This window comes from uncultured Stenotrophomonas sp., from assembly GCF_963519925.1.
GTDB lineage: Bacteria > Pseudomonadota > Gammaproteobacteria > Xanthomonadales > Xanthomonadaceae > Stenotrophomonas > Stenotrophomonas maltophilia_AE.
In genome coordinates this window covers 1-17634 of record NZ_CAUQPH010000069.1, presented here as the reverse complement: position 1 = coordinate 17634, position 17634 = coordinate 1, and the positions used below count along the sequence as shown (strand labels likewise).

At 66.8% G+C, this 17634-nt stretch carries 15 protein-coding genes; 7 read left to right on the top strand and 8 right to left on the bottom strand.

Annotated elements, in window-relative coordinates:
• The coding region (locus RWO33_RS12770) for a DUF1254 domain-containing protein (protein WP_314105235.1) at positions 1-1370 on the top strand (1370 nt) is incomplete at its 5' end.
• 7 nt (positions 1371-1377) lie between these two features.
• On the opposite strand, the gene RWO33_RS12765 is transcribed toward RWO33_RS12770, so the two are convergent.
• Positions 1378-2313, bottom strand: coding sequence for a LysR family transcriptional regulator (locus tag RWO33_RS12765; protein ID WP_314105233.1), 936 nt, complete (start codon positions 2311-2313; stop codon positions 1378-1380).
• 115 nt (positions 2314-2428) lie between these two features.
• On the opposite strand from RWO33_RS12765, the gene RWO33_RS12760 reads away from it, so the two are divergent.
• The 5 genes from RWO33_RS12760 (at position 2429) to RWO33_RS12740 (ending at position 10350) form a co-directional block, all read left to right on the top strand.
• Positions 2429-3157 (top strand): gluconate 2-dehydrogenase subunit 3 family protein, encoded by a 729-nt coding sequence (locus RWO33_RS12760; protein WP_314105231.1) that lies wholly within the window; start codon positions 2429-2431, stop codon positions 3155-3157.
• A 3-nt stretch (positions 3158-3160) separates the two neighbouring features.
• Complete coding sequence (locus RWO33_RS12755; RefSeq protein WP_314105230.1) at positions 3161-4936, top strand: GMC family oxidoreductase; 1776 nt, start codon at positions 3161-3163, stop codon at positions 4934-4936.
• Between the two features lie 10 nt (positions 4937-4946).
• A complete protein-coding gene (locus tag RWO33_RS12750; protein ID WP_314105228.1) occupies positions 4947-6332 on the top strand; it encodes a c-type cytochrome in 1386 nt (461 codons plus the stop codon).
• A 182-nt stretch (positions 6333-6514) separates the two neighbouring features.
• Entirely contained in the window at positions 6515-8080 is a 1566-nt protein-coding gene (locus tag RWO33_RS12745; RefSeq protein ID WP_314105237.1) for an SDR family oxidoreductase, read from the top strand.
• Positions 8081-8301: 221 nt separating this feature from the next.
• Positions 8302-10350: a TonB-dependent receptor gene (locus RWO33_RS12740; protein WP_314105227.1), complete on the top strand. Its 2049-nt coding sequence runs from the start codon at positions 8302-8304 to the stop codon at positions 10348-10350.
• Positions 10351-10461: 111 nt separating this feature from the next.
• Here the strand turns inward: RWO33_RS12740 and RWO33_RS12735 are convergent, their stop codons facing one another.
• Positions 10462-12507, bottom strand: a complete 2046-nt coding sequence (locus RWO33_RS12735) for a TonB-dependent receptor (protein ID WP_314105226.1) — start codon at positions 12505-12507, stop codon at positions 10462-10464.
• Between the two features lie 146 nt (positions 12508-12653).
• Here RWO33_RS12735 and RWO33_RS12730 point away from each other — a divergent pair, with 146 nt between their 5' ends.
• On the top strand, positions 12654-14354 hold the full coding sequence (locus RWO33_RS12730; protein ID WP_314105225.1) for a diguanylate cyclase: 1701 nt from the start codon (positions 12654-12656) through the stop codon (positions 14352-14354).
• A 15-nt stretch (positions 14355-14369) separates the two neighbouring features.
• On the opposite strand, the gene RWO33_RS12725 is transcribed toward RWO33_RS12730, so the two are convergent.
• From RWO33_RS12725 to RWO33_RS12700, 6 genes are all read right to left on the bottom strand, one after another.
• Positions 14370-14699, bottom strand: a complete 330-nt coding sequence (locus RWO33_RS12725; protein WP_314105223.1) for a hypothetical protein — start codon at positions 14697-14699, stop codon at positions 14370-14372.
• 88 nt (positions 14700-14787) lie between these two features.
• Entirely contained in the window at positions 14788-15462 is a 675-nt protein-coding gene (locus RWO33_RS12720; RefSeq protein WP_314105222.1) for a sigma-70 family RNA polymerase sigma factor, read from the bottom strand.
• 1 nt (position 15463) lies between these two features.
• Positions 15464-16207: a flagellar type III secretion system pore protein FliP gene (fliP, locus tag RWO33_RS12715; protein ID WP_314105220.1), complete on the bottom strand. Its 744-nt coding sequence runs from the start codon at positions 16205-16207 to the stop codon at positions 15464-15466.
• Positions 16197-16565 carry a hypothetical protein gene (locus RWO33_RS12710; protein ID WP_314105218.1) on the bottom strand — a complete coding sequence of 123 codons (369 nt, stop codon included), beginning with the start codon at positions 16563-16565 and terminating at the stop codon, positions 16197-16199. The genes fliP and RWO33_RS12710 overlap by 11 nt, the downstream gene beginning before the upstream one ends.
• The gene (locus RWO33_RS12705) at positions 16562-16861 is read right to left on the bottom strand and encodes a FliM/FliN family flagellar motor switch protein (protein WP_314105216.1); all 300 of its coding nucleotides are present in this window, start codon (positions 16859-16861) and stop codon (positions 16562-16564) included. The genes RWO33_RS12710 and RWO33_RS12705 overlap by 4 nt, the downstream gene beginning before the upstream one ends.
• Positions 16861-17634: glutamate synthase central domain-containing protein (locus RWO33_RS12700; RefSeq protein WP_314105214.1), on the bottom strand; the 774-nt coding region annotated here is incomplete at its 5' end. The genes RWO33_RS12700 and RWO33_RS12705, both read right to left, overlap by 1 nt.

Here is a 17634-nt window from a genome sequence, read left to right as displayed (position 1 = left end):
CATCGGCCCCGCCTGCCGCGCCCGCCGCTGCCGACGCCGAGCGCACCAGCGCGTTGCGCGCCACTGCCAAGGACGCCTACATCTGGGGCTTCCCGCTCGTGGAGGGTTACAAGACCCTGTACCAGCAGGCGGTGGATCGGGGTGGCGCCAACTTCCACGCCGGCTTCAACGAAATCGGCAACGTGGCCACGGTGGCGACCCCGAAGGACACGGCCATCATCACCCCCAATTCGGACACGCCCTACTCCTTCCTGTGGATGGACCTGCGTGCCGAGCCGGTGGTGATCAGCGTGCCGGCGATCGACGCCAAGCGTTACTTCTCCGTGCAGCTGATCGATCTGTACACCTACAATTTCGCCTACATCAACCGGTCGGCGACCGAGGGCAAGGCCGGTGCGTTCATGGTCGCCGGGCCGGACTGGAACGGTGAAACGCCCAAGGGCGTGCGCCAGGTGTTCCGTGCCGAGACCCAGCTGGCGTACGCGCTGTTCCGCACGCAGCTGTTGGCGCCCTCGGACCTGGACAACGTCAAGCGGCTGCAGGCGCAGTACAAGGTCCAACCGCTCAGCGCGTTCCTGGGCACCCCGGCACCGCCTGCGGCAGCACCGCTGACGTTCCCGCCGTACGATGCTGAAAAGGCCAACGGCCTGGGCTTCTTCTCCTACCTGAACTTCCTGCTGCAGTTCGCGCCTGTCCTGGACAGCGAAGCCGCGCTTCGCCAACGCTTCGCCGGCATCGGCGTCGAGCCCGGCAAACCCTTTGACGAGGCGGCGTTTCCTGCCACCGACCGGGAAGCCCTGTTGGGCGGCATCGCCGACGCCAACCAGGAACTGGAGCGCTTCGTTGCTACTGAAATCAACACCGCCAAGGTTGCCAGCGCGGACATGTTCGGCACGCGCGCGGCGCTGAAGGACAATTACCTCTATCGCTTTGCCGGTGCCAAGCTGGGCATCTACGGCAATTCGGCGTCCGAAGCCGACTACCAGAGCTACTTCGTCGACGCGCAGGGCACGCCAGCCGATGGCAGCCAGCACAACTACGTGTTGCGGTTTGCCAAGGACCAGCTGCCGCCCACCAACGCCTTCTGGTCGGTCACGCTGTACGACGGCAAGAGCAAGCTGCTGGTGGACAACCCGCTGGACCGCTACCTGATCAACTCGGCCATGCTGCCCAAGCTCAAGCGCGACGCCGACGGTGGTCTGACGCTGTACATCCAGGCTGCCTCGCCGGGTGAGGGCAGGGAATCCAACTGGCTGCCAGCCCCGGCAGGACCGTTCTACCTGATCCTTCGCAACTACAGTCCGGCCAAGGCGGTGCTGGACCGCACCTGGCAGAAGCCGGCGCTGACGGTCGCGGATGCCCCTGCCTGAGCGAGGGCTATGCGGGGTGCACGTCCGTGCCCGGAAGCGTGGCGTAACGCCAGGCCACCGAGGAACGCAGGTGCGCGAGCAGGTGGTCCAGGAACACCCGGACCCGTGGCGCCACCTGCTTGCCCGAGCCGTGCACCGCACTGAGCGGAGAGGTGGCCAAGGCAAAATGCGGGAGCACCTCGACCAGATGGCCTGCTTCCAGGTCGTCGGCCACGTCCCAGATCGACTTGCGCGCGATCCCGGCGCCCTGCAGCGCCATCAGCTGCGCGGCCTCGCCGTCGTCGCACACGGTAGATGCTTCGATGGACATGGCCAGGACGCCGTCGGGGCTGGCAAACAGCCACTGCGACACCGGCGGATTTCCCGAGGCAATGCAGTCATGTCCGCGCAGGTCCTCGATGCAGGTCGGCACCCCACGCCTGCGCAGATACTCCGGCGAGGCGCACAGGATCCGACGATTGGGCGCCAGCTGCCGTGCCATCAGCCGCGAATCATCCAGTGCGCCATAGCGGATGGCCAGCTCAACGCCCTCCCCGACCAGGTCAACCAGCTCGTCACGCAACGAAAGGTGGACCCTGACACCCGGATGCTCCAGCTGGAAACTGCGCACCGCCGGCACGATGTGCCGCCGCCCGAATCCGTTGGGCGCGGTGAGCTTGAGCACCCCGGCTACCGCCGAGTGGCGCTCTTCAAGCGCCGATTCGGCCGCTTCCACCGCATCGAGCACGCGCCGGCAATGTTCATGGAACAACAGGCCATCGTCGGTCAACGACGCACGCCGCGTACTGCGGTTGAGCAGGCGCACCTGCAGCCGTGCCTCCAGCGCGCTCAGCCGCTTGCTGACCACCGCCAGCGATACGCCCAGCTCACGGGCGGCCGCGGAAAGACTGCCGCCGAACACGATGCGGTCGAAAGTGCGCAGTTCGCCCAGGTCATCGATCACCGCGATTCTTTCCTTTCAGGCAACAGCGCCTTTCCCAGTTTGCCATTCCAGAATCGGTTCGGCTTTCACACAATGAGTCGGTTCATCCAGCCACCCCCCACAGGTAGCCATCACCATGAAAGACGAGGACCAGAGCCGGCCGACGTTGACCCGTCGCCGCTTTTTCCAGGGCCTGACCCTGATTCCGGTTGCCGCCGCGCTTCCTGGCTGCGCGCCCAGCGCCACCACCGCCGATGGCGGATCTGCGGCTGCAGCGCCGGCCAGGGACTACAGCCCCGAATTCTTCAACACCGCCGAGTGGGCGTTCATCACCGCCGCCTGCGACCGCCTGATCCCGTCCGACGACACCGGCCCGGGCGCGGTGGAATCGGGCGTGCCCGAGTTCCTCGACCGCCACATGCAGACCCCGTATGCCGCCGGCGCCATCTGGTACATGCAGGGCCCCTTCCTGGAAGCGCCCAGCGAGTTCGGCTACCAGGGCAAGCTCGCCCTGCGTGACATCCTGAAGGTCGGCATCGATGCGTTCGACGCGCACTGCCGCAGCCAGTTCGACGGCAAGACCTTCGCCCAGCTCAGCCACGAACAGCAGGAAACCCTGCTGAAGGCAGCCGAGGGCGGCAAGCTGGAACTGGACGCGATCTCCAGCAAGCTGTTCTTCTCCAACCTGCTGGGCGAGGTGAAGAACGGTTACTTCGCCGATCCCAAGTACGGCGCCAACAAGGACATGGGTGCCTGGAAGATGATCGGCTACCCGGGCATGCGCGCGGACTATATCGACTGGATCGGCGTGCGTGACAAGGGCTACCCCCTGCCCCCGGTGGACCTGTCCGGGCGGAGGGGCTGACCTATGGCAATCACGAAACCGAAAGTCGATGCGGTCATCGTCGGCATGGGCTGGACCGGCGCGATCCTGGCCAAGGAACTCACCGACGCCGGCCTGCACGTGGTGGCGCTGGAACGCGGCGGCGACCGCGATACCCAGCCCGACTTCGCCTACCCCAAGGTAGTGGACGAGCTGGAAGGCTCGGTACACCGCAAGTACCTGCAGAGCCTCAACCAGGAAACGGTGACGATCCGGCATTCGATCGCCGACACCGCCGTGCCCTATCGCCAGATGGGCTCGTTCAAGCCCGGCACCGGCGTGGGCGGCGCGGGCAGCCACTGGTCGGGCGCGCATTTCCGGCCGTTGCCGGAAGACCTGCAGCTGCGCACGAATGTGGAGCAGCGTTACGGCAAGGCGTTCATCCCCGCGGACATGACCATCCAGGATTTCCCGGTGACCTATGCCGAGCTGGAGCCGCACCTGAACATGTTCGAGCTGGTGTGCGGCACGTCCGGCAAGGCCGGCGTGATCAACGGCGTGGTGCAGGAGGGTGGCAACCCGTTCGAGGGCTCGCGTTCGCGCGAGTACCCGTTGGGGCCCAATCCGAACTATCTCGGCGGCGAGCTGTTCTACAAGGCAGCCAAGGAAATGGGCTGGCACCCCTACCCGATTCCGGCGTCCAACGCCTCGGGACCGTATGTGAACCCTTATGGCTGCCAACTCGGGCCGTGCAACGCCTGCGGTTTCTGCAGCGACTACGGCTGCCTGAACTACTCCAAGGCCAGCCCGAACGCCTGCATCCTGCCGGTGCTGCGCCAGCGGCCGAAGTTCGAGCTGCGCACCCATTCGCAGGTGCTCAAGGTGAACCTGGACAGCAGCAACAGCAAGGCCACCGGGGTGACCTACCTGGATGCACAGGGCCGTGAAGTGGAGCAGCCGGCGGACATGGTGCTGCTGTGCGCGTTCCAGCTGTACAACGTGCACCTGATGCTGGTCTCCGGCATCGGCGAAGCCTACGACCCGCAGACCAACACCGGCACCGTGGGCCGCAATTACTCCTACCAGAACCTCAACCGGGTGGTGCTGTTCTTCGACAAGGACGTGCAGGCCAACGGCTTCATCGGCATCGGTGGCGCCGGCACCACCATGGACGACCTCAACGGCAACCAGCTGGACAACGCCAAGGCCGGCTTCGTCGGCGGCGGCCTGGTGTGGGCGCGGCAGCCCGGCGCCGGCCCGGTGCGCGGCATCAACGTACCCTCGGGCACCCCGAGCTGGGGCGCGGCATGGAAAAAGGCGGCGGCCGACAACTTCCGCCACAACTTCTATTACGAGGTGCAGGGTGCGTGCATGTCCTATCGCCAGCACTACCTGAGCCTGGACCCCAACTACAAGGACTCCTTCGGCCGCCCGCTGCTGCGCATGACCTTCGACTGGCACCCGAACGAGATCAAGGCCTCGCAGTTCTTCGTCGACCAGGCCATGCAGATGAGCCGCACGCTCAATCCGCTGTCGATGAGCGGCGACGCCAAGAAGGATGGGGAGCACTACAACATCACCAAGTACCAGAGCACGCACACCTGCGGCGGCGCGATCATGGGCGCGGACCCGAAGACCTCGGCGCTGAACCGCTACCTGCAGAGCTGGGACGTGTCGAATGTGTTCGTGATCGGCGCCAACGCCTTCCCGCAGAACAACGGCTACAACCCGACCGGGCTGGTCGGCGGGCTGGCGTACTGGGCGGCCAAGGCCATCCGCGAGAAGTACCTGCCCGATCCGGGCCCCCTGGTCCAGGCTTGAGGAGGCGCGCATGAAAAAGCTTCTCCTCTGCATCGTGGTCATCGGCCTGGTGGTCCTGCTTGCGGCCCTGGCCTATGCTTTCATTCCCACCAGAACCCGCGTGCTGGCCGATGGGCCCGCGGCCGATGCGGCGCTGATCGAACGCGGCCGCTACCTGGCGGCGGCCGGCGACTGCACCGCCTGCCATACCAAGCCGGGCGGCAAGCCGTTCGCCGGTGGGCTGCCGGTGGCATCGCCGCTCGGCAACATCTACAGCACCAACATCACCCCGGACAAGGACACCGGGATCGGCGCATATTCGCTGGACGACTTCGACCGTGCGGTCCGCCACGGTATCGCCCCCGACGGCCGCACGCTGTACCCGGCGATGCCCTACCCGTCCTACGCCCGGATCAGCGACGACGACGTGCGCGCCCTGCACGCGTACTTCCTGCACGGCGACATCGCACCGGTGCGGCAGGACAACCGGGCCGTGGACATCACCTGGCCGCTGTCGATGCGCTGGCCGCTGGCGATCTGGCGCAAGACCTTCGCGCCCGAGGCGGAGGCGGTGGCGTTCGATCCCGGCAAGTACAGCGATCCGCAGCTGGCACGCGGCGCCTACCTGGTGCAGGGCCTCGGCCACTGCGGCAGTTGCCACACCCCGCGCGGCCTGGCCCTGCAGGAGAAGGCGCTGGACGAATCCAGCCCGGCGTACCTGTCCGGCGGCCAGGTGATCGACGGCTGGAACGCGGTCAACCTGCGCGGCAACGCGGCCGACGGACTGGGCCGCTGGTCGGAGCAGGACATCGTCGACACCCTGCGCACCGCCCGCAACGCGCACAGCGCGGTGGTGGGCTCGCCGATGGCCGACGTGGTCACCCACAGCACGCAGAAGCTCACCGACGAGGATCTGAAGGCGATCGCGGTGTATCTGAAGCAGCTGCCGGCCAGCCCGCATGATCCTTCCACGTACGCCGCCAGCGATGCCACGGCGCGCAAACTGCAGACCGGCATCAACGACAGCCGCGGCGCCGAACTGTTCGTCGACAACTGCGCGGCCTGCCATCGCACCGATGCCAAGGGTTACACGGACGTATTCCCGGCCATCGCAGGCAACCCCACCGTGCTGGCCGACGACCCGACCTCGGTGATCCGCCTGCTGCTGGCCGGCAGCGAACTGCCCTCCACCGCGCAGCGTCCCTCCAACCTGGGCATGCCCGGCTTCGCCGAACGCCTGTCGGACAAGGAGATCGCCCAGCTGGCCACGTTCATCCGCCAGGACTTCGGCAACCGGGCCGGTGCGGTCACTGCCGACCAGGCGAAGAAGGTGCGCCAGCACCTGCAGGACGAGGCCAAGGCCGCCAAGGACGCGCACGACCCGACCGCGGCCCGGGGCGGCGAAGACGCGGAATAACCCGGCGGTTCAGGCCGTTCCTGCACGAAACCCCCGGATCGGGGAGAATAGCGGCCCTCCGAGCGCCCCTGCCCTGCAACGGCAGGGGCCGCTCCCCTGCGGTTGACGGCCCTGCCGACCGCCCTCCCGCCGTTACCTCCGGATCCAACGTGAACGCCATCGCTTCTGCTCCCGCCGACGCCCTGCCCCAGGACGAGCTGCCCCTGACCGACCGCCTGCGCGCCGCGCTGGACCTGCTGGAGGCGATCGAGGCCGACCGCGCCATGCTGGACACGCTGCCGGAAGATGAGCGCGTGCGTTTCCACCAGGTCGTTGCCAGGGTCTACCACCCTGAGCCGAAGGAACGGCGGCAGAAGCTGAAGCAGCAGGCCAAGGTACGGCTGCAGCAGGAAAAGGTGCGCAAGGCCGAGGCGCTGCTGGACCAGACCGGCATCCGCACCCTGCGCCGCAAGCCGGTATTCAGCACCCCGAACTACTTCCCGCCACACGCCGCCGGCCTGCACGATGCGCGCAATGGCGAGGGCGACGCTGCCACGCCCGAACCGGTGCATTCGGAAGAGGTGCGGCACTGTTACGTGTGCAAGCAGAAGTTCACCCTGCTGCACCATTTCTACGACCAGATGTGCACCGCGTGTGCCGATCTGAACTTCCTCAAGCGCACCGAAACCGCCGACCTGCGTGGCCGCGTGGCGCTGCTGACCGGCGGCCGGGTCAAGATCGGCTACCAGGCCGGCCTGAAGCTGCTGCGCGCCGGCGCCGAGTTGATCGTGACCACGCGCTTCCCGCGCGATTCGGCGGCCCGCTATGCCGAAGAGCCGGACTTCGCCGAATGGGGCCACCGCCTGCAGGTGTACGGGCTGGACCTGCGCCACACGCCCAGCGTGGAAGCGTTCTGCAATGAGCTGCTGGCCACGCGCACGCGGCTGGATTTCATCATCAACAATGCCTGCCAGACCGTTCGCCGTCCGCCGCAGTTCTATGCGCACATGATGGCCGGCGAAACCGCCGCGCTGCACGAGGTGCCGGAGGCGATCCGCAAGCTGGTGGGCCAGTATGAAGGCCTGCGCAGCCCGGAGATGCTGGCGCTGGGTTCGGACGCGGCGGTACCGGCGCTGCAGGACGGCCTGGTCGGCGCCGATGGCCTTACCCGCGCCGCCGAGCTGTCGCAGGTGCCGCTGCTGGCCGATGAGCTGCTGGGCCAGCAGCACCTGTTCCCGGAAGGCCGGCTGGACCAGGACCTGCAGCAGGTGGACCTGCGTGGGCGCAACTCTTGGCGCCTGCTGATGGCCGAAGTGTCGTCGGTGGAGCTGCTGGAGACGCAGCTGGTCAACGCCATCGCACCGTTCATCATCAATGCGCGGTTGAAGCCGCTGATGCTGCGCACGCCCGAGCGCGACAAGCACATCGTGAATGTGTCGGCGATGGAGGGGCAGTTCTACCGCAACTTCAAGACCACCCGCCACCCGCACACCAACATGGCCAAGGCCGCGTTGAACATGATGACGCGTACCTCGGCGGCCGATTACCAGAACGACGGCATCCACATGAATTCCGTGGATACCGGCTGGGTGACCGACGAAGATCCGTCGGAGATCGCAGCGCGCAAGGTCGCCGAAGAGCGCTTCCATCCGCCGCTGGACATCGTCGATGGTGCCGCGCGCATCGTCGACCCGATCATCCACGGCGCGAACACCGGCAACCACGTGTGGGGCCAGTTCCTCAAGGATTACGCCCCCACCGACTGGTGAGGTCGTCATCAATCGCGGTAGCGCCGGCCGTTGGCCGGCCCTCGCGGACCTTCATCGCCCGATGCAAATCCACCGCAGGCCGGCCAACGGCCGGCGCTACCGGTACGTGTCCGAATGTGTCACATGCGAATGATTCGTGATAGCATTGTGAACGATTTCAGAATCACCACACGGACGTCCCAGCCATCGCCAGCGGACCCTCTTTTCCAGGAGTTTGCTCGATGCGCGTTGCACCCCCCACGCTTGCCCATTCCCTGGCCGCACTGACTGCGGCCATCGCCTTGGCCCTGTCCGCACAGGCCCGCGCCAACGGCGAAGCCGCCGCCGATGCCAAGGACTTCGACACCGTAGTAGTCACCGCCACCGGCGCCCAGCAATGGATCAAGGACGCGCCGGCCAGCATCAGCGTGATCACCCGCCAGGACATCGAGCGCAAGCCGGTCTCCAGCATCGGCCAGCTGCTCAGCACCGTGCCGGGCGTGACCGGTGGCTACGCCCTCTCCGGCGCGCAGTCGAAGATCCGCCTGCGTGGGCTGCCGGAGCAGTACACGCTGATCCTCATCGACGGTCGCCGCCAGGGCAATTCGTCCGGCGTGAACTACCGCGATGACCTGGGCCCGCAGGATCTGAACTGGCTGTCGCCGGACATGATCGAACGCATCGAAGTGGTGCGCGGGCCGATGTCGTCCCTGTACGGCTCCGACGCCATGGGCGGGGTGATCAACATCATCACCCGCAAAATCGCGCCCGAATGGGGCGGCTCGGTGACCTACAACTACAGCAAGCCGGACTCGTCCACGCGCGGCAACACCACCCAGATGGGCGGGCTGTTCAGCGGCCCGCTCACCGACAGCCTGGGCCTGCGCGTCGGTGCCAACGTCACCGATCGCGAATCCGACCGTGGCCGCGGCCAGACACCGGGTACCAAGGCCGAGAATGCGAACGCGCTGCTCAACTGGGCCATCAACGGCGACCACACGCTGGGCTTCGAGGCCACCCATGGCACGCAGCGCAACCGCGGTGGTGGCGATGTCGGCGCATGGGGCCTGTCCAAGCTGGTGCACTCCGGCTACGTGGTCACCCATGACGGCCGCTATGGCGATGCCAGCACCTCCAAGTCCACCGTGACCCAGAACGATTACGAGGACAAGGGCAGCCAGGTGGGCAACCACGCCAAGGAGACCGTGTTCGATACCGCCTTCGCCACCGGCTTCCACCTTGGCTTCGAGCACCGCTTGAACGTGGGTGGCCAGTGGAAGCGCGAGGAGCTGCAGAACACCGACACCATCGGCACGGTGCCGGTAACCTGGAGCGGCAGCGGCCGGATCAGCCCGACCAACGAAGCCGATTCGTGGGCGCTGTTCGCCGAAGACCACATCACCCTGCATGAGCGCTTCACGCTGACCCTGGGCCTGCGCTGGGACAACACCGAGAACTACGACGACAACCTGAGCCCGCGCATCTACGGCGTGTGGCACCCGTCGGACGCCTGGACCGTGCGTGGCGGCGTGTCGCAGGGCTTCCGGGCGCCGAACCTGAAACAAGGCAGCGCCGGTGCGGCCACGCAGTCGGGCGGCAATGGCTGCCGCAGCCTCACCGTGGAAGGCTGGACCAACCGCTCGGTCAGTGCCGATGGCACCACCGGCTGCTACATGGCCGGCAATCCCAACCTCGAGCCGGAAACCAGCACCAACTACGAGCTGGGCGTCGGCTTCGACCGCGGCGGCTGGTCGGCCTCGGCGACTTACTTCCTGACCGACTTCGACGACAAGATCGAACAGGTGCCGCTGCGCGACCTGCCCGGCTACGACAGCAGCTTCGTCAACGGTTTCTGGTGGACGGTGGCGCAGAACATCCAGGAGGCGCGCACCCGCGGCGTGGAGGCCAGCGTCACCGTGCCCCTGCACGAGCGCCTGAGCTGGACCACCAACGCCACGCGCATGCTGGAATCGAAGAACCGCACCACCGGGGCGAACCTGCTGGTGGTGCCGAAGATCACCGCCAACACCTCGCTGGACTGGCAGGTGACCGAGGTCTGGTCGCTCAACCTGAGCGCGCAGCACATCGGCGAGCAGCTGGTCTCCAGCACCAGCGCGACCTTCGCCAAGGCGTACACGACGTGGGACCTGGTGACCGGTTTCGACGTCAACGAGAACCTGACCCTGCGCGCCGGCGTGTTGAATGCCGGCGATGTGTCGACCATCGATGAAGGGAACAACTATGACGGTGGTGCGCGTACGTTCTTCGTAGGGGCCACGGCGCGGTTCTGATGATAGCTGGGGCGCGCGTGGCGCGTCCTGGTTTCGGTATGGGTTCCGTGGGACACGCATGGCGTGTCCCTCGGAATGCCTGCCCCTTGCGAACCACACTACTTCTCGCAATCACAGCTTCATGTTGAGACCGAGGTAAAACCCACGCCCCGCAGCCGGTGAGAACATCGGCTGCGGTTGTTCCCAGAAGAAGCTGTCGTACCACGCGTATTCGTACTGGCGGTCGGTTGCGTTCTTCACCTGCACGTCCACACTCCAGCGAGGATTGAACTGGTAGCGGGCGCTGAGGTCCAGCACCGCGAATCCACCGTACTTGCCGGCCACGTTGCGCTCTTCCAGGTAGTAGTCGCCCTGCGCCCTGCCCTGCAACCCCAGCTGCAGGGCTTCGGTGGCCTGATAGTCCAGCCCGACGTTGCTGATGTAACGCGGCGTAGCGGCCACCTCGCGTCCTTCCAGCGAGAGGCTCGCGTCACGGAAGTCGCGCTCGATCTTCGCCTCCTGGTAGGCGTGCGAGGCCCACACCGTCCACTTGTCGCCCAGCTGCGCGCTGACCTGCGCATCCACGCCGCGCCGCCGGGTCTTGCCGAGTGTGACGGTGGTTCCCGTCGCCGGCATGTTGGAAATCTCATTGGCCGCATCCTGCTGCCACACGGCGATGCGCGCCTGCCCACCGGCGAATGGGCTGAACTTCATGCCCAGCTCCATCCCGGTATTGGTGGACGGGTGCATCGGCCCCTGCCCCGGCGTGAGGTACGCCGGCGCGGTCGAGCCGGTCAGCACCTGGAACGTGCGGCCCCAGTTGGCATATAGATTGGTGCTGTCGGTGAAGGCGTACACCACGCTGAGCTTCGGTTGCCCGATGCTGCCGTACCGCTGCAGCGGGCCGGTGACGCCGCCGGGCAACCGGGTATTCCCGTCGAAGCGATCCACGCGGTAGGCCGGCACGATCTCCAGTGCCTCGACGGGCTGGTAAATCGCCTGCACATAGGCGCCGTAGTTGTCGAAGGTGTGGCGGTCATCGTTCTGCACGCGCGCCGGCGGCGCCGAGAAATCGGTCGGCTCGGCATAGGTGAACCGCTCGCGGAGGTAGCCGTTGTCCTGCCGTTCCACGTTGAGGCCACCTTCCAGCGTCAGCGAGCTGGCCGGTTGCCAGGTGAGCGTGGCCAGCATGCCGGTCTGTTTCTCATCCCACACCCGGCGCTGGCGCGGGGCATTGCCGATGGGCAGGTCGCTGAAGGTCACCCGGCGGTCGTCTTCGTAGCGGTTGTAGTACAGCTTGCTGCCCAGATAGAGGCTGTCCGCCAGCTTCAGGTCCATGTGCACGCCGATTTGGCGCATGTCGCGGTCGTCGCCGTCGTTGGCGTTGCGCAGCTGTGAGCCACGGCGGTCGGTGCGCAGTTCTTCAGCGGTCATGAAGCCCGGTTCGTCGGCTTCGTGGTGGTAGGCGCGCGCGGTGAGGCCGATGCGCATGCCGTCATCCAGGCTGCCGTAGAACCATTTGCCACCCACTGCATACTTCCGCGAGGCGTCATGGTCGCGGTAGCCGTCCGACGCCTGCGTGCCGACGAAGTAGTTCTGGGCAACGCCGTTGGTTTCGCGGCCGATGGCCAGCTGCGCGTCACGGGTGTTGTAGCTGCCATAGCCCAGCCGCGCATCGGTGTAGTTTCCGCCCTGGCGCGTGCCGAAGTTCACGTTGCCGCCGATGTTGTGCAGGCCGTAGCGCGGATCGTTGGTGCCGCGCACCACTTCGATGTAGCTGATTTCCAGCGGGAACAGCATGTCGATGAAGCGCTGGTTCCCGCTGTTGACGTTGCTGGGGATGCCATCGATCAGGGTCTTGATCGCATTGAGATAGCCCTCGCCGTTGAACGCCCGGAAGCTGACCTTGCCGGACTCCGCGCCCTGCCGGGTCTCGGTCAACTGGATGCCTGGCATCTGCCCGAGAAGCTCCCAGCTGTGCGACACGTTCTTGTCTTCGATCTGGTCGGCGCCGAGCACGTCCACCGAGGTCAGCACCTGGTGGGCAGTGAGCTGGCCCTCGGTGTGCTGGTGCACGTCGACCTTGCCCAGGGTAAGGGCGGAATCGGACGACTGGGCGCGGGAGTCGGGGGCAAACAGGACGGCAGCGACGGCGGCAACGAGGGCGTGGTTCTTCATGTCGTGTGGATGACTTGGAATGTGACACTATAACATTACGTTAATGTCGCGTATCACCTGCTTTCACCAACTGCTGCATCCCAGCTGCCTAGGATGGCCGCAGGCACGACGGAGGGTCGTGCCGAAACACGTTGTGGAGGCACCGGATGACCGAAAGCGCACGCCAGGCAGCACTGGATTCCTTGCGGATCCTGGATTCGGACCCCGAGCCGTTCTTTGACGCCCTGACCCACGCTGCCTACGCCATGACCGGCATGCCGGTGGCGATGATTTCGCTCATCGATGGCGAGCGCCAATGGTTCAAGGCGCACATCGGGCTGGAGGCGGCGTCGGAGACCGCCCGCGACATTTCGTTCTGCACCTGGGCCATCCAGTCCGACATGGTGCTGGAGGTGGAAGACGCGCGCGAAGATCCGCGCTTCGCCGACAACCCCATTGTGCAAGGCCCGCCTTACGTCCGCCACTACCTGGGCGCGCCGATCCGGCTGGAAGGCGGCAGCCGGATCGGCACGTTGTGCCTGCTCAACCCCGAACCCGGCCACGCGACCGCTGCCCAGCGCGAAGCGCTGGCGTGGCTGGCACGCGTGGCAGCCATCGGCATGGAACAACGCGCCAGCCTGCTCAACCGCATCGCCGAGAGCAACCGGCTGCATCGCCAGCTGCAACGCAGCCAGGCGTTCCTGGAGCGCACCAACACCCTGGCCAAAGTCGGCGGCTGGGAGCTCGCCCTGGACAGCAATACCCTGGACTGGACCCGCGAAACGCGCCTGATCCACGGCGTGGCCGAGGACTTCGACCCCAACCTGGCCGCAGCGCTGTCGTTCTACCCGGACAGCAGCCGCGAGCAGCTCCAGGACGCCATTGCCGCCTGCGCCGCCGACGGCACCCCGATCGACCTGACCGTGCGCGCGCTCAAGGCCACAGGCGATCGCAGCTGGGTGCACATCGTCGGCCAGCGCGTGGAGGACGCCACCGGCGCCCGGCTGGTGGGTGCGATCCAGGACGTGACCGAACAGCGCACGGCCACCGACGCCCTGGCCCACAGCGAAGCCCGATACCGGCGCCTGTTCCAGCACAGCCTGGGGCTGATCTGCACGCACACCCTCGACGGCACGATCACCTCGGTCAACCCGGCCGCCTCGCTGTCGCTGGGGCGTCCCGAAGCGGAGCTGATCGGTCGCACGCTGGCCGAGATCATGCCCTTGGAGCGGCTGGAGTACCTGCAGTATTACCTGGAGCGCATCATGGAGAACCAGAGCGATTCGGGCCTGATGGAGCTGGTCGCCGAAGACGGCTCACGCCGCTACTGGGCCTACCACAACGTGCTGGATACGGAGGCCGACCCGCCCTACGTCCTCGGCCACGCCCAGGACATCACCACCCAGCACCTGCAGGAGCGGCAGCTGCTGGAGATGGCCATCCGCGATCCGCTCACCCGCTCGTTCAATCGCCGCTACCTGGCCGAACTTGCCAGCAAGCAGCTCGACGCCTGGGGCTGCCTGGTCTTCGACCTGGACCACTTCAAGGAGATCAACGACACCCGGGGCCACGCCCATGGCGACGCGGTGCTGGTCGAGTTCGTGGCCTTCCTGTCCGCGCCGCTGCAGCAGGACGAGGTGGTGGTCCGCCTGGGCGGCGATGAGTTCCTGGTGTTCGTGCCGGGGGCAACGCTGGGCAGGTTGCAGGGCCTGGAAGCCGAGTATCAGCAGCGGGCGCACCTGGCACCGGTGCGGTTCTCCGGTGGCTGCGCGATCAACCGTCCTAGCGAGACCGTGGCCGACACCATCAACCGTGCCGACATGAAACTGTATGAGCGCCGCCGTCGGGAGCGTCCCGGGAGCGCCTGACGCCCGCGCCGTGCCTCACGCATGCACGGCGTGGGTGCTGACCTGCTCGGATTTCCTGGGGGAACCCCCGCCCTGCACGGCCTGCAGCACCCGGCTGACCCGCTGCAGCGTGCCACGCAGGCCGGGCTCCAGCCCCACGATGTAGACAAAACGCCCATCGCATCGCGCGAACGCGTATTCAAGCCCGTCACTCTGCCCGAGCTCGCGCTCCAGGGCCTTGACCCAGTTGGCCGAAGGTGGCTGCTCCAGCTCGATCACCACGGCCAGTTCACCGGGATCCAGCGACAGCGTTTCAAACCGCAGCACGTGCGGGGACGAGGAGGTTTTCTGGGATGCGCCGCTCATGACCGGTCTCCAGCTGGACACGCCTGGAAGTATCCTCGGACGATGCCAAGATGGCGTCAAGATGCTCCCCGTCCGAATCGCGCGCCTTTCAGCGTTGCGCCAGCGCGGCCTTGAGTCCCTCCAGGGCGGCACGGTGCAACTGGGAGATGCGCCCCTTGCTGACGCCCCATTCCGTGGCCAGGTCGATGAACGGGGTGAACTCGAAGTAGTGCCGCACCACGATCAGCCGGTGCCGTGGCGGCAGGGTGTCCAGCGCCAGCGTCAGCCGCGTGGCGATCTCGCGGTCTTCCGCGTAACGTAGCCCGTCCTGCATGTCCGCGGCCGCGCTGCTGGCCACATCGTCCAGCATGTAGCCGATGCCCAGCCCGACGATGGTGCCCACCAGCGCGTCGAACGGGTCTTCCGCCGGTTCCTGCAGCGTTTCCAGGCGCTCCTGGTAACGTTCGCTGGCCTGCCCGCCGAGAATGGCGCGCAGGCCGTTGAACACCGAGCCGCGCACCCGGGCCATCGCGTAGGCCTGGAAGGCGATGCCGCGGGCGGGGTCATAGCGGTCGATGGCCTCGAGTAGTCCGATGTTCGCGTTCTGCACGAAGTCGTCGCGGTCGGCCATCAGCCGCGGGAAGCGCCGGTGCACGCGCCGCGCCAGCGCCGACGCCCAGGGCGTGTAGCGTAGGTACAGGGCATCGCGCGCCGCGGTGGCACGATGCTGCCGAAGTTGCTGCCAGAGTGCATCCTCACCTTCCCTGGTGTCGACGGCCTCCATGTCAGTTCCAATAGCTGCCCAACAATGCCTTGGACAGCAGCACCCACCCATCGATCAGGATGAACAACAGGATCTTCAACGGCAGGCTGATCGTGGTGGGCGGCAGCATGATCATGCCCAGCGCCATCAGCGCCGCCGCCACCACCAGGTCGATCAATACGAACGGCAGGAAGATCACGAAACCAATCTGGAACGCGGTCTTCAGCTCGCTGAGCAGGAAGGCGGTGACCAGGTGTCCGAAGCGGATCTCCTCCATGGTCCTGGGTTGCGGGGCCTTGGCCATCTCGATCACCGCGCGCAGATCCGATTCACGGGTCTGCGACACCATGAACTCCCGCAGCGGTTTCCCGCCCAGCTCGATCGCCTGCTGCGCGGTGATCTGCTCGCTCATGTAAGGCGCGATGGCATCATGGTTCACCCGATCCAGCACCGGCGACATGGTGAAGTAGGTCATGCAGATCGCCAGCGTGATCAGCACGCTGTTGGGCGGTGTCTGCGGGATGCCCAGCGCATGCCGCAGCAGGGCCAGCACGATGATGATGCGGGTGAACGCAGTCATCCCGATCATCATCACTGGAATCAGCGACAGCATCGTGAGGATCACGAAGTTGCGCAGGGCCGGCGAATAGTCCTGTTTCAACGCCGCCGCCACCGCATCTTCGGTGGGGCCGGCCAGCGCGGGCAGCGCCAGCAGCATCAGACCGACGCCAAGCAACGGCAGATACACCCTGCGCTCACGCAGCATGGGGGCCTCCCGCGGCGTCGACCGGCGGCAGCGCCACCACGCTGGCGTGCGCCGTGGATTCCAGCACCACGAAACGTTGTTGCCCATCGCGCACCCGGTACAGCCGCGTGCGTGGACTCAGCCGGAGCACCTGCTCCACTTCCAGGCCCGCTACCGGCACGCCGACCACGGGTGCGGCCGCCGACCAGCGCCGCAGCCAGCCCTTCTGGCGTGCAAGCCACAGGCCAGCCACCGCCAGCCCGAGCAGCAACAGCGCCACCAGCAGCGGGACCGCCAGCGACGCGGTAGCTCCGCCGTCCTCGCTCTTGAACGGAATCGGGCGCGCAGCAGCGAGCACGGTCACCCACACTGCGGTCATGCGATCTCCAGGATCCGCACGCCGAAGTGGTCTTCGATCGCCACCAGTTCCGCGCGCGCCACTGCCTTGCCGTTCAGCAGCAGCGTCACCGGTGCTTCCAGCGCTTCGTTGAGCACCACTTCATCGCCCGGCTTCAGCCCGAACAGGCTGTCGACGGACATCTCCACGGTGCCGATCTGCGCGCTCAGCGCTACCTGGACATGACGAATCATGGCCAGGCTGCGGTCGACCGGCACTGTCCGGTCGGTCGGCGCCACATCCGGGCGGACTGCTTCCAATACCGAGCTACGTTCCATCATGTTCTTCCTGGCTGGTGTTCAACGTGGGTGCAGACGAGCGCCTTGCGGCCGTCCGAGGACTGCAGGTGGGCGGTGAAAACGGTGTTGCCGGCGGCGTCGCGCACATGCACGACGGCATCGGCGATGCGGCTGCCGCCGAGGATCTCGCCGGCACGCAGGCCGGTGGCCGCATCCAGCGACGCATCACCCAGCTCCAGCGTGGCGGTAAGCCGGGTGGTGGACGCCAGCACGGCGTCACGGCGCGATGCCAGCCGAAGTGGCGCAGCGGTCGGTGCCGGCGGTGCGAGGGTGTCGCACAGCCCGATCGGCAGGTACAGCGCGGCGACGGTGCCCGGCAGGTCGAGCGCGAAGGCCAGCACGCCGTGGCGTCGATCCAGCTGCGCGGCAGCCGGAACCGTCGATGCCGCGGCATCCATCGCGCCGAGATCGGCCAGCAGGTCGACCACCGCGCGGCTGCCGATGGCGGTCGCCAATGCAGCACCCTGCCCGTCACCGACCGCGGCCAACGCATTGCCGAGCGCGGCGGCGCCGCCGGCCGGATCGTAGAGGCCGCGCACCTTCAGGGCCGTGGACATCCCGTCCTCGTCCTCCAGGTGCACGATCTTGTCCAGCTCGTCGTTGTCCAGCACCGGGAACGGCAGCTCCAGGTGGTGGGCCGGGACGTAGCCGTTGCGCAGCAGGTTGCCGACGGGGCCGATGCTGGTGCCCAGGGAGGTGACCAGCTGCTCCCGGATCGAATCCAGCGGCGGGTTGGTGACCTGGGCGAAGGA

What these genes read in the sequence shown, in the direction of transcription:
- RWO33_RS12760 (WP_314105231.1), top strand. Translation starts at nt 2,429, where the DNA reads ATGAAAGACGAGGACCAGAGCCGGCCGACGTTGACCCGTCGCCGCTTT.
- RWO33_RS12755 (WP_314105230.1), top strand. Translation starts at nt 3,161, where the DNA reads ATGGCAATCACGAAACCGAAAGTCGATGCGGTCATCGTCGGCATGGGC.
- RWO33_RS12750 (WP_314105228.1), top strand. Translation starts at nt 4,947, where the DNA reads ATGAAAAAGCTTCTCCTCTGCATCGTGGTCATCGGCCTGGTGGTCCTG.
- RWO33_RS12740 (WP_314105227.1), top strand. Translation starts at nt 8,302, where the DNA reads ATGCGCGTTGCACCCCCCACGCTTGCCCATTCCCTGGCCGCACTGACT.
- RWO33_RS12735 (WP_314105226.1), bottom strand. Translation starts at nt 12,507, where the DNA reads ATGAAGAACCACGCCCTCGTTGCCGCCGTCGCTGCCGTCCTGTTTGCC.
- RWO33_RS12730 (WP_314105225.1), top strand. Translation starts at nt 12,654, where the DNA reads ATGACCGAAAGCGCACGCCAGGCAGCACTGGATTCCTTGCGGATCCTG.
- RWO33_RS12725 (WP_314105223.1), bottom strand. Translation starts at nt 14,699, where the DNA reads ATGAGCGGCGCATCCCAGAAAACCTCCTCGTCCCCGCACGTGCTGCGG.
- RWO33_RS12720 (WP_314105222.1), bottom strand. Translation starts at nt 15,462, where the DNA reads ATGGAGGCCGTCGACACCAGGGAAGGTGAGGATGCACTCTGGCAGCAA.
- fliP (WP_314105220.1), bottom strand. Translation starts at nt 16,207, where the DNA reads ATGCTGCGTGAGCGCAGGGTGTATCTGCCGTTGCTTGGCGTCGGTCTG.
- RWO33_RS12710 (WP_314105218.1), bottom strand. Translation starts at nt 16,565, where the DNA reads ATGACCGCAGTGTGGGTGACCGTGCTCGCTGCTGCGCGCCCGATTCCG.
- RWO33_RS12705 (WP_314105216.1), bottom strand. Translation starts at nt 16,861, where the DNA reads ATGGAACGTAGCTCGGTATTGGAAGCAGTCCGCCCGGATGTGGCGCCG.